The organism is Kouleothrix sp. (assembly GCF_046328425.1).
Lineage (GTDB): Bacteria > Chloroflexota > Chloroflexia > Chloroflexales > Roseiflexaceae > Kouleothrix.
On record NZ_JAXLWP010000043.1, the window covers coordinates 37,147 to 48,987 of the forward strand.

At 68.7% G+C, this 11,841-nt stretch carries 10 protein-coding genes; 9 read left to right on the forward strand and 1 reads right to left on the reverse strand.

All coding sequences use genetic code 11. The features are described from left to right. Nucleotides 1-32 precede the first annotated feature (32 nt). From U0177_RS27395 to U0177_RS27415, 5 genes are all read left to right on the forward strand, one after another. Complete coding sequence (locus U0177_RS27395) at nt 33-1,316, forward strand: sensor histidine kinase (RefSeq protein ID WP_409573866.1); 1,284 nt, start codon at nt 33-35, stop codon at nt 1,314-1,316. Further along, nucleotides 1,294-1,929, forward strand: coding sequence for a response regulator (locus U0177_RS27400; RefSeq protein ID WP_409573867.1), 636 nt, complete (start codon nt 1,294-1,296; stop codon nt 1,927-1,929). The genes U0177_RS27395 and U0177_RS27400 overlap by 23 nt, the downstream gene beginning before the upstream one ends. Nucleotides 1,930-1,976: 47 nt before the next feature. After that, nucleotides 1,977-2,621: a response regulator gene (locus U0177_RS27405; protein ID WP_409573868.1), complete on the forward strand. Its 645-nt coding sequence runs from the start codon at nt 1,977-1,979 to the stop codon at nt 2,619-2,621. Nucleotides 2,622-2,962: 341 nt separating this feature from the next. Continuing rightward, nucleotides 2,963-4,189, forward strand: coding sequence for a cation:proton antiporter (locus tag U0177_RS27410; protein WP_409573869.1), 1,227 nt, complete (start codon nt 2,963-2,965; stop codon nt 4,187-4,189). A gap of 111 nt (nt 4,190-4,300) precedes the next feature. After that, nucleotides 4,301-4,651, forward strand: coding sequence for a hypothetical protein (locus U0177_RS27415; RefSeq protein WP_409573870.1), 351 nt, complete (start codon nt 4,301-4,303; stop codon nt 4,649-4,651). A gap of 69 nt (nt 4,652-4,720) precedes the next feature. Here U0177_RS27415 and U0177_RS27420 read toward each other — a convergent pair whose 3' ends face one another. Next, complete coding sequence (locus U0177_RS27420) at nt 4,721-6,940, reverse strand: choice-of-anchor X domain-containing protein (protein WP_409573871.1); 2,220 nt, start codon at nt 6,938-6,940, stop codon at nt 4,721-4,723. Between the two features lie 211 nt (nt 6,941-7,151). Between U0177_RS27420 and U0177_RS27425 the strand changes: the two genes are divergently transcribed. The 4 genes from U0177_RS27425 to U0177_RS27440 all read left to right on the forward strand — a co-directional run bounded on the left by U0177_RS27425 (nt 7,152) and on the right by U0177_RS27440 (nt 11,791). Further along, entirely contained in the window at nt 7,152-8,282 is a 1,131-nt protein-coding gene (locus U0177_RS27425) for a flavin-containing monooxygenase (protein WP_409573872.1), read from the forward strand. 175 nt (nt 8,283-8,457) lie between these two features. Further along, nucleotides 8,458-9,885, forward strand: a complete 1,428-nt coding sequence (locus U0177_RS27430) for an MFS transporter (protein ID WP_409573873.1) — start codon at nt 8,458-8,460, stop codon at nt 9,883-9,885. Nucleotides 9,886-9,948: 63 nt separating this feature from the next. Next, complete coding sequence (locus U0177_RS27435) at nt 9,949-10,539, forward strand: TetR/AcrR family transcriptional regulator (protein WP_409573874.1); 591 nt, start codon at nt 9,949-9,951, stop codon at nt 10,537-10,539. Between the two features lie 397 nt (nt 10,540-10,936). After that, nucleotides 10,937-11,791 carry a hypothetical protein gene (locus tag U0177_RS27440; RefSeq protein ID WP_409573875.1) on the forward strand — a complete coding sequence of 285 codons (855 nt, stop codon included), beginning with the start codon at nt 10,937-10,939 and terminating at the stop codon, nt 11,789-11,791. Nucleotides 11,792-11,841: the final 50 nt, after the last annotated feature.

Below are 11,841 nucleotides of genomic sequence, written 5' to 3' on the forward strand. Positions count from 1 at the left end.
GCACAAGCCGAAAACTTACTATAATGGCAGGTATGGACACTGTTTCGCCAACCGACACACTGGCCGCGCCACGAGCTGGCGCACCTGGATGGGAGAGGCGCCTGCTGCGAAGCATTGCGCTGGCGTGGATGGCCTACGTGCTGTCGCTCGCGCTGATCGACAGCGTGCTGCTACCCGAAGGCATGCCCACGCCGGCCTTCTACCTGGTGCACGTGCTCGGGGCGGCCGCGCTGCTGGCCTTCGCCGGCGCGGCGCGGCGCCGTGGCCCGACCTCCGACGCTTTGCCGCTCTGCATCGGCGGGATCGTCGGCGTGGCCGTGCTGGCCGCGCTGCCCAGCGCGGCCGGATCGCTGCAGTCCGGCGCCGAGGGGCTGGCGCTGCGCGGCCTGCCGGTGCTGATGCTTGCGCTGGTGCTGGTAGCCTGGCGCTATGGCTGGCCGCAGGTAGTCGTGTTCAGCCTGGCCACGGCATTGCTCTCGTGCGCGCCGCTGCTGCTCCTAGGCTCTGCCCTGTCGCCGGCAATGGGGCCGACGATCGTGGTCGCCGCCATCCAGACCACCAGCTTCCTCGCGGTTGGCGGCTCGGTGGCGCTGCTGATGCGGCAGCTGCAGGCGCAGCAGGCCGAGCTTGAGCACGCTAACCGCCAGCTGCGCCTCCTGGCCGAGATGCGCGAGCAGCTAGGCGCGAGCCAGGAGCGCGGCCGGATCGCCCGCGAGCTGCACGACACCCTGGCCCACACGCTGAGCGGCCTGAGCATCCAGCTCGAGGGCGCTGACGCGTGCTGGGAGCACGATCCGCCGCGAGCGCGCGCGATCGTGCAGCAGGCTCAGCTGATCGTGCGCGGCGGCCTGCAGGAAACGCGGCGGGCGCTGCGCGCGCTGCGGGCCGGCCCGGTCGAGCAGCACGGCCTACTGGCCGCGCTACACCAGCTCGCGAGCGTAAGCGCGGCGCGCGCGAACCTGCGCCTTGAGCTTGCCCTGGCGCCAGAGACGCAGGCGCTACCCGAGCCGATCGAGCAGTGCGTCTACCGGACGGCGCAGGAGGCGCTGGCGAACGCCGCCCGCCACGCCGCTGCTACGACGCTGTGGGTACAGCTGCAAGCCGATAGCCAGCGGCTCGAGCTGCTTGTCCGCGACGATGGCCAGGGCTTCGACCCGCACGCGCCGCACCCGGATCGGTACGGGCTGCGCGGCCTGCGCGAGCGAGCCGCAAGCCTTGGCGGCGAACTTAGCATTGTCAGCTCGCCCGGCGGCACGATGCTTCGCCTGATCATACCCAACGTGTGGAGGAGCGATGCACGTGCTCATCTGCGATGACCAAGACATCACGCGCGACGGGCTGGCGCTGCTGCTCGGCATGGAGCAGGGGATCACCGTGGTCGGGCTAGCCCAGGACGGCTACGAGGCCGTCGAGATGGCGCTCCGGCTGCGGCCCGACCTGGTGCTGATGGATCTGAAAATGCCCGGCTGCAATGGCGTCGACGCGACCCGCCAGATCCGCAGCCGCCTGCCCGAGACGCAGGTACTCGTCCTCACGACATTCGACGACGACGCCTGGCTGTTCGATGCCATTCAGGCCGGCGCCGCGGGCTACCTGCTCAAAGACACGCCTCGCGCAGAGCTGATCCGCGCGGTGCGCGGCACCGTCGCCGGGCGAACATACGTCGACTCGGCGGTGGCCGGGCGGCTGTTCGAGCATGTCGCGGGCAAAGTGCCGCAGCCCGAGTCGGCAGTGCTCGGGCGCCTTTCCGAGCGCGAGCTTGCCATTCTGCAGCTGATCGCGCGCGGCTACAACAATGCGGCGATCGCTGGCGCGCTTTCGCTGTCGGCCGGGACGGTGCGCAACCACGTCAGCGCGCTGCTGGCCAAGCTCGATGTCGAGGATCGCACGCAGGCGGCGGTGCTGGCGATCCGCCACGGCCTGCGATGAGCGCTGCAGGCGGGCAAGGTCGTTGGAGTGACGGGGGTATTTCAACAATGGAAACACTACGCGTGCTGATCGCCGACGACCACCCGCTGTTTCGCCATGGCATCGCCGCGCTACTGCAGGCCAACCCCGGCTTCGCGGTGCTGGGCGAGGCCGCCAATGGCGCCGAGGCGATTGCGCTGGCCGAGCAGCTGCAGCCCGACATCGTGCTGATGGACGTGCGCATGCCCGGCGTGGGCGGCATCGAGGCCACGCGCGCCATCCTGCACACCAGCCCGAGCATCCGCGTGCTGATCGTCACCATGGCCGACGACGACGCGGCGGTGTTCGCGGCCATGCGCGCCGGCGCGCGCGGCTTTGTGCTGAAAGACGCGCACAAGGACGACATCCTGCGCGCCATTCGCGCGATCGGCCGGGGCGAGGCGATCTTCAGCCCGACCATCGCCACCCGGCTGATCGAGTTCTTCGCTGCGCCGCGCCCGGCCGCGCCGCCACAGGCGTTCCCCGAGCTGACCGACCGCGAGCGCGAGATCCTCGGGCTGATCGCCCAAGGCCACAGCAACGCCGAGATCGCCGCGCGGCTGGTGCTCAGCGGCAGCACCGTGCGCAACTATGTCTCGAATATCTTCGCCAAGCTCCAGGTAGCCGATCGCGCCCACGCGATCGTGCGCGCGCGCGAGGCCGGCCTGGGCTGACGCCACCGCCGCTCCGGCCGATTTTACCCCGATTTTACTTTTCGGCGGCCCATTTCCACCTGCGCCATGCTATACTCGTGGCAGCCGGTACACGTTCTCGATTAAAACGAGGTCTTACGCGGTTGGCGTGCTCAGCCTTCGGCAGAGCAGAGCCATCGACAAAATACTGAGAGCCTGTTTGAAAAGGGGTGCGCGAGGCTATGCCTCGCACTTCCCTTCTGGCGGGTGGCGGCCACGAATGTGGCCTACCCGCAGAAAGAGTGATATTTGGAGCGACGAAATCCCTTCAAACCACCCTTTTCAGGCAGCTTCTGAGGTTTGAAGCGCACGGAGGAGGTGAGATGACGCCATTTCTGCAGCTTATTCTAGCGCTTGTGATTATCATTGCCAGCGCGAAGCTGGCCGGGCTGCTCAGCACCCGGCTGGGGCAGCCCGCCGTGCTGGGCGAGCTGCTGGCCGGGCTGCTGCTCGGCCCAACTATGCTGAACATGTTCGCCTGGCCGTTCTTCACCAACACCCACCTGCACGACACGATCACCGAGCTAGCCGAGATCGGCGTCGTTTTGCTGATGTTTGTGGCCGGCCTCGAGATCGACCTCGACGAAATGCGCAAGTCGGGCAAGCTCGCGCTGCTGGCCGGCGTGTTGGGGGTGGCAGCGCCGCTGCTGCTGGGGCTTGCCGTGGGGCTAGCCTTTGGCTACAGCCTCGTCGGCTCGCTGTTCGTCGGCGTGCTGCTCACCGCCACCAGCGTCAGCATCTCGGCGCAGACGCTGCTTGAGCTTGGCAAGCTGCGCTCGCGGGTCGGGCTGGCGCTGCTGGGCGCGGCGGTGATCGACGACGTGCTGGTGATCTTGATCCTCTCGCTGTTCGTGGCGCTCGCCAGCGGCGCCGGCAGCCTGGCCGGGGTGCTGCTGATCGTCGCGCGCATGGCGCTGTTCCTGGTGGGCGCCACGCTGCTGGGCGGCTGGATCATCCCGCGCGCGCTGCGCCTGGCCGCGCGCTGGCCGATCAGCCAGCCGATCCTCACAACCGCGCTGCTGATCACGCTGCTGATGGCGTGGTCGGCCGAGGTGGTGGGTGCGGTGGCGGCGATCACCGGCGCGTTTCTGGCCGGGGTGCTGTTCGCGCGCACGCGCTACCGCCACGAGATCGAGCGCGGCGTCGGCCAGATGGCCTACGCGTTCTTTGTGCCAATCTTCTTCGCCAGCATCGGGCTGCGCACCGACGCGCGGCTGCTTGGCGCGCAGCTGATCTGGTTCACGCTGGCGGTGTGCGCCGTGGCAGTGATCTCGAAGCTGCTCGGCAGCGGGCTGGGCGCGCGCCTCGGCGGGGCAACCAACCGCGAGGCCATCCAGATCGGCATTGGCATGATCTCGCGCGGCGAGGTCGGCCTGATCGCGGCGTCGGTCGGCATCAGCAACCGGATCATCAACGAGGAGCTGTTCGCGGTGACGGTGGTGATGGTGCTTGTGACCACGCTGGCCACGCCGCTGCTGCTGCGCCTGGCCTTCCGCGCGCCGCAGGCCGCCGACGCGGCCCAGCCCGCCGCGCCAACGCCGGCCGAGTAGCCCGGCCGCGCAGCTCGCCTTTGTGTAGAAGAAAACCGGCGCGTGCCGGCATCGAGCGCCTGGCGCGCATGCCCCCGCCGCATCCGCGCTGGCCGCGAACCCGAGGTGTATATGCCACAGGTCATCGTCATGGTGCTGACCGACGCCACCCAGCTGGAGCCGCTGATCAATGCCTGGACCGACGCCGGCGCGCGTGGCGTCACGATCATCGACAGCACCGGCATGGCTCGCCTGAGCGGCGGCTGGACGCGCGACGACACGCCGCTGTTTCCTTCGCTGCGCGACCTGCTCGAGCAGGCCGACCCGGATCACCGCACTCTGTTCACCGTCGCCGACGATGCCCAGGTCGATGCGCTCGTCGCCGCAGCGCAGCGCGTCGTCGGCGATTTCGATGCCGCCGACAGCGGGCTGCTGTTCACGGTGCCGGTGGGCCGCGTGCTGGGCCTCCGCCGCGCACAATAGCCCGCCCCTCACTCTCACGGTTTGGCGAGCGTCGCAGTCACCGCTGCGGCGCTCGCCAAATGGCGCGCGCTACGGCCGCCGTGCGATCGGCAGCAGCACCCGCTGCGCGCCCTGGCTGGCGGTGGTGCCTACCGCCGCCGAGAACGCGCCCACGTTGCCCATCGCGTCGATCGCCGCGACGCTGATGCTCCAGCTGCCCGCAAACGGCAGCAGCAGCGTGGCGCTGTTGGCCCGGCTCAGGTCGATCGTCTCGGCCGACCCGCCGCCGAGCTGGTAGCGCAGCCGGTAGCCCCACAGGTCGGGCACATCCACCTCGTCCCAGCGCAGCGTCGCCGCCGCGCCGCTCTGGCCCACCAGCGCGAGCCCGCTGGGCGCGGGCGGCGCGGCGTAGGCGATCTGGCCCTGCGCCGCAATAAAGCCGCCGTCGGTCGAGGGCGCGGTCTGGTTGCTGTCGCCGCCGCCAAACAGCACCGCGATCACGCCCGAGTCGAAGGCGTCGCGCGGGTGGCTGAACAGATAGGCCGCGCGGTTGTCCTGGTAGTGCTGCGGCGTGTTATTCAGGCTCATGTTTCCGGCCGGCACCTGCCACAGGACCAGCCGCTTGCCCGCCGCCGCCGAGAGCGCGTTCTCCCACAGCACCGCGCGGGCCGGGCGCGGCAGGATGCGGTTGGTGTCGTCCCACCACGGCCGCAGCCCGCTGCCCGCGTCGCGGTCGCTCCACTCGACAAAGAGCAGGTCGGCTTTGTCGCCGCCCATCGCCGCGAGGAAGGCCGCAGTGCTCTGGGCCATGCCCGGCACCGCCGCAGCGCTCACGCCATTCGGGTCGGCGTTCGTCGACCACTTGCTGGCCTGCAGGCCCACCAGCGCGTTTGGCGCGGTCTGGTGAATTATGTCGACCACGCGCTTGCCAAAGCCGGCCAGGTTGTTCGCGTAGCCCGGCACGTTCAGCGCCACCGGGTACGAGCTGGGGTCGTTGGGGTTGGCGGCATTCCTGCTGTACTTGTACTGCTGCATAAAGCCGTAGAAGTCAGGGTCGATATGAAAGATCACCGGCTTGTTGCCTTTCGCCTCGGTGGCGGCCAGCTGCAGCGCGCCGAGGTAGCCGCTCACCGCGCTGGCGTTCTGCAGCTTCTGGGCGTAGCAGCTCGGGCTTTCGCCGCAGGCCGGCGGCGTGCCCAGGATGAGGTAGGCCGAGATCACCGGGATGTAGCCTTTGCCCCAGGCCTGCTGCACAAACCGGCCGACGAAATTCCCGCCCCAGTGGCCGGGGTCGCTGTACCACTCATAGGTGATGTACTGGTACACGTAGCTCCACGGCACGCCGCTGTTCACCTGCCAGTCCTGGCCGGGCGTCTCGCTCCACTCGTTGCTTCCCCAGCCGAGCCGCTGCGGCAGGCTTGCGGGGATACCGCCGCCCGGCGCGGCCAGCACGTCGAAGGCGCCAAGCGGCAGGCTGCTGGTGTGGCCGGCCTGGTCGCGCGCGCTTGCCAGCAGCTGAAGCTCGCCGGTGGCCGTGCCCGGCGCGATCGTGAACGCCAGGCCATACACGCCGTCGCCGGGTGCGCCGTCGTTGCTGCGCCCGTCGTCGTGCAGCGCGAGCGTGCCGCGGCCCAGCGCTGTGGCGTCGACGGTTACGGCGGCGATGTCGGCGGCGCCCTGCGGGTCGGTGGCTTTCACGCGCAGCACCACCGCAGTCGCGCCATCGGCGTGCGCGGCGCGCGGCAGCAGCACGGCATCGGCCAGCGCCGGGGCGTCGGGGCTTTCGTCGCTCGCCAGCGCAATATCGTCGATGTACAGCGTCGGCTGTGCGCCGCCGGTCGCGTCCTGCCAGGTCAGCCCGGTGATCGTGGTGTTGTCGGCGCCCAGGCTGCTGAGCGCGATCTGCACCTGGCTCCAGCCATTGGCGGCCGGCGGCGGCACGGCGACAGTGGGGCCGTGGCTGTTGGCGGCGTCGCTGGCGCGCGTGGCGAACAGGTTCAGCTTCTGGCCGCCCGCGCTGCCGCCGTGGATGAAGAAGCTCAGCTTGCTGAAGCCTGCGGTCGCGACGCCGGGGTGGTGCAGGTACAGCCCCTCCCAGGCGCCGTACGTCACCGCGATGCTTTTTGTGCCGCCGTGAACCGGCGCGCCGGCCTGCAAGTTCACCGTGGCCCACGAGTAGTTGTCCCAGCCGGCGGCGAGCGCGTCGTCGTAGATCGACTGCGGGGCCGCGAGCGCGGCGCGGCCGGGCGGCAGGCCTAGCGCGGCCGCGAGGGCGACCAGGAGGCAGCAGTAGCCGAGTGCTCGGATCATGGCGTCCTCACATCCCCGATTGGCACAAGGTACTTTGAACCAGGCCCATACACGAAAAGAACCGCGTACATTGTGCGATTGAAAACACTAGCGTGCGGGCGCTAGCTGTATTGTAGCGTGCGGCGCGCAGCCCGACCTGACGTTTTTGTCACAGTCGCGCTGGCGTGGTGTATACTACGCAAGCTATGGATCATCACTCTCTCTCAAGCCTATGCCTGATCTCGACATCCTGATCGTCGGCGGCGGCGCGGCTGGCCTCTCGGCCGCCGGGGCGCTGCGCCAGCGCAAGCTCAGCCCGCTCATCCTCGACCGCCGGCCGCGCGTCGGCGATGTGTGGGCCGAGCGCTACGACCGCCTGCACCTGCACACGGTGTATTCGAGCCTGGCGCACTACCCGCTGCCCAGGAGCTACCCGAAGTACCCGTCGAAGGATCAGTACGCCGCCTACCTGCAGAGCTACGCGCGCCACTTTGGGCTGAAGGTCGTCGGCGGCTGCGCGGTGCGCCAGGTGCGGCCTGCGGGCGATGCCGGGCGCACCTGGCTGGTCGAAACCGACATCGGCATGTTCCGCAGCCGCGTGGTGATCATCGCCAGCGGCCAGTACAACCAGCCGATCGTGCCCAATTGGCCTGGCCGCGCCGAGTTTGGCGGCGCGGTGCGCCATTCGTCGGAGTACCGCAACGCCGGGCCGTACGCCGGGCAGCGCGTGCTGGTGGTGGGCATCGGCAACAGCGGCGCCGAGATCGCCACCGACCTGGCCGAGCACGGCGCGGCGTTTGTGGCGATCAGCATCCGCACACAGCCGCCGATCGTCGCGCGCGACCCGTTTGGCATGCCGGCGCAGCGCTCGGGGCTGCTGCTGGCGCGCCTGCCCGCGCGCCTGGCCGACGCATTGGCGCGCGCGGTGACGCGGCTGGCGCTGGGCGACCTGACGCGGATCGGGCTGGCGCGGCCGGCGTGGTGGCCCTACACCGCCCGCCACGTCCCGGTGATCGACGTCGGCTTTGTGGGCGCGGTGCGGCGCGGGCTCGTGCAGCCCCGCCCCAATGTCGCGCGGCTCGCCGCCGGCAGCGTGGTATACGCCGATGGCCGCGCCGAGCAGTTCGACGCGATCGTCGCCGCCACGGGGTTTCGCAGCGGCCTCGGCCAGCTGCTTAGCCTGCCGGGCGCGCTTGAGGACGGCAACTTCCCGGCTTTTGAATCGGGCCAGCCCACCAGCTTCCCCGGCCTGTACTTCATCGGCTTCACCCACAGCCTGCGCGGCCACCTCTACGAGGCCAACCGCGACTCGCGCCGGCTCGCGCGCGCCGTCGAGCCCTACCTCGCCAGCGCACCCGAGTAGGGCCGCGTGGACCTCGGGGAGGCGTAGCCTCCGAAACGTTCCCTCTTCTGGCGGCTGCCGGCCACGAGTATGGCCGTCGGCCGCCAAAAACCAGTGTTGACAAATCGCCGCAGTCGCAGTATCATCACACTAACTTACCGACCGGTAAGTAACTTACTGGTGAGAGGACAGAATCATGACACAGGCGGAGACACAAACCCGCAACCGGCTGCTCGGGTTGCTGTTTATTGGCGTACTCATGGCCGCGCTCGACATCGCAATCGTCGGCCCGGCGCTGCCGGCGATCCGCGCGGCCTTCGGCGTCGACGACCGCGCGGCGGCGTGGATCTTCACCATCTACGTGCTCTTCAACCTGATCGGCACGCCGCTAATGGCCAAACTTTCGGATCTCTTCGGCCGCCGCGCGATCTACGTGCTCGACGTGGCGCTGTTCGCGTTTGGCTCGCTGCTGGTGGCGATCTCGCCCGGCTTCGGCGTGCTGCTGGCCGGGCGCGCCATCCAGGGCCTCGGCGCCGGCGGTATCTTCCCCGTCGCCAGCGCGGTGATCGGCGACACCTTCCCGCCCGAAAAGCGCGGCAGCGCGCTCGGCCTGATCGGCGCGGTGTTCGGCATCGCCTTTCTGATCGGCCCGATCATCGGCGGCGTGCTGCTGATCTTTGGCTGGCCCTGGCTGTTCATCATCAACCTGCCGCTGGCCGCGCTGGTGATCGGCCTGGGCTTGCGGCTGCTGCCGTCGTCGCGCCCGGCCACGCAGCCCTCGTTCGACTGGCTAGGCATGGCCGTGCTGGGCGCACTGCTGACGGCGCTGGCCTACGGGCTCAACCAGCTCGACACCGCCAATATCGGCCAGAGCCTGGCCTCGCTGCGGGTGTGGCCATTCCTGGCCGCCGCGATCGTGCTGGTGCCGGTGCTGTGGCTGCTCGAGCGCCGCGCGGCCGACCCGATCCTGCGCACCAGCCTGTTTGGCCGGCGCCAGATCTCGCTTACCGCCGCGCTTGCGGCCGGCGCCGGGCTGGCCGAGGCCGCAGTGGTGTTCGTGCCGGCGCTGGTGGTGGCCGCGTTTGGTGTCAGCGAATCGCAGGCCAGCTTTATGCTGGTGCCAGTGGTGCTGGCCATGGCGGTTGGCTCGCCGCTCTCGGGCCGCATGCTCGATCGCTCGGGCTCGCGGGTTGTGGTGCTGCTCGGCAGCGCGCTCGTGACGCTCGGGATGCTGCTGTTGAGCTTTTTCGCTACCAGCCTGGCGCTGTTCTATGTGTCGGCGGTGCTGTTTGGCTTGGGCCTCTCGGTGTTGCTCGGCGCGGCGCTGCGCTATATCATGCTGAACGAGGCCCCGGCGTCCGAGCGCGCCTCGGCCCAGGCGATCCTGACAATCTTCACCAGCGTGGGCCAGCTGCTCGGCGGCACGCTCGCCGGCGCGGTGGCGGCGTCGCGCGGCGGCGGCGTGCTGGGCTATACTTCGTCGTTCTTCCTGATTGGCGTGGTGATGCTGCTGCTGACGCTGGCCGCGCTTGGCCTCAAGGGCCGCGCCGAAGAGCTGGCGACACTTGGGGCGCAGGCTGCCGGCGCGGAAGCAAGCTCGCAGGCTGCGGGCTCGCACGTGTGACGCTGTCGCAGCGCAGGCCAACCTGCCGCTGGAACCAGCCGGCCTGTCAGTTCGAGGTTTATTATGTCAAATTCTGATATTGCGCTGCGCGAGCGCATTCTCGCCGAAGGTGCGCGCCTGTTCATGGAGCACGGCTATAACGGCATCTCGATGCGCGAGATCGCCGAGGCGGTGGGCGTGTCGAAGGCTGGCCTGTACTACCACTTCAACGACAAGCAGGATCTGTTTCTGGCGATCATGCACGGGGCGCTCGACGCCACCGGCCAGATTGTGCGGCAGGCCGCCGGCGCCGGCCCCGATGTCGGCGCGCAGCTTGGCGCGCTGGTGCGCGGGCTGGCGGGGCAGCCAGCCGACCAGCGCGCGCTCGTGCGGCTCGCCGGCAACGAGATCGCCCACCTTGGCCCCGAGGCGCGCGCCGGCTTCGGCCAGCGCTACCAGGCCCAATTTATCGGCCCGATCACCGCGATGCTGGCCAGCGGTATGGCGCGCGGCGAGCTGCGCCCGGCCGACCCGCCCACGCTCACGTGGCTGCTGCTGGGCATGCTCTACCCGTTTCTCACCACCACGCCCGCCGGCGGCGCGCGCACGCCCGACACGGCAATCGATGCTCTGCTCGAGCTGTTTCTGCACGGCGCGGCCGCCGATCGCCGCTAGCCTCATTCGGCTGATCACTTGCTGTATGGCGGAATTTCGTGGGCGGCAACGCTGCCCCGAAATTCCTTTTTAGTTATGGCTTACGCAGTTGGCGTGCTCGGCCTGCGGCAGCACGGTACTCGCTGCTCGACCCGTATGCAGTTTTTCCGCGCAGAGCGCGGAAAAACCGCGCTGCCGCAGGCAAATATGCCGCACCCAGCCAAGCCGGGCAGGGCATACCAAAAAAGAAGTGATCAGACGGATTTGGTATAAATCCGCCAAATGATGTAGCAAAACCAGCACCGGTTGTTCGTCTTTATAGGCGTATGTTCAACTGTGGACATCGCTCGTGCAAGGAACAACCGTGAAACACTATATATCAGCGATACTGACATTAATCGCCGGAATTGCGATTTTCATGCATGCGCCCAACGTAGGCGCCGCGCCCCGGCTGAAAACCTACACGGCGCCAAGCGGCGAGTGGAGCGTACAGTACCCCGCCGACCTGCTGCACGTCGAGCAGCTCACGCCCGAGATCACGATCTTCATCAGCAAGGATCGCCACACCGTCGCCGCGATCGACACGTTCGACGCCGGCGCGGATACGCCGGCCGACGCGCTGGCAAAGCGTGGGCAGGCCGCGCTGCGCCAGATCTACAGCAAGAGCGTGAAGAACACCGGCGCAATCGCCATGCCCGGCGCGCGCTGGGAAACCGGCTTTACCTTCACCACCGACAAAGGCTCGAAGGGCGCCGCGCTCTACCACCAGAACGGCCGCGTCGACCAGGACTACCGCGTGTTTGGCTTTGTGTACGGCTACAAAGCCGCTGGCGAGAAAAGCGTGCGGCCGGCGCTCGAGGCGATCGGCGAGTCGCTGAAGATCAACCCGCCGGTGGTGCAGCGCCTCGACCGGGCGCGCGACGGCCTGCGGGCCTACTTTGGCGCGCTGTACGCCGGCCGCTACGCCGACGCAGCCAGGCTCTACGGCGGCTCGTACGACATCCTCGCAGGCTGGAACCCCGACGTGCCCGCGCGCGATCACATCGCGCTGCTGCGCAATGGCTGCGAGCAAAACGGCCTGCAGTGCCTGCGCCTGAAGCGCATTGTCGCCGAGAAGGCCGTGAGCGCCGACGAGTTCCAGTTCACCGTCGAGTTTCTGGCCGACTCCGGCAAGCTGTTCGTGCTGCTTGGCAAAACCTCGCGCTTCACATTCACGGTGAAGCACGCCAGCGGCAGCTACCTGGTGCAGGATCTGCCGGTGTATATGGCCTAGTAATACCAATTCGCCTGATGACGTACACTTGGTAAGGGTTTGGGGGCGGC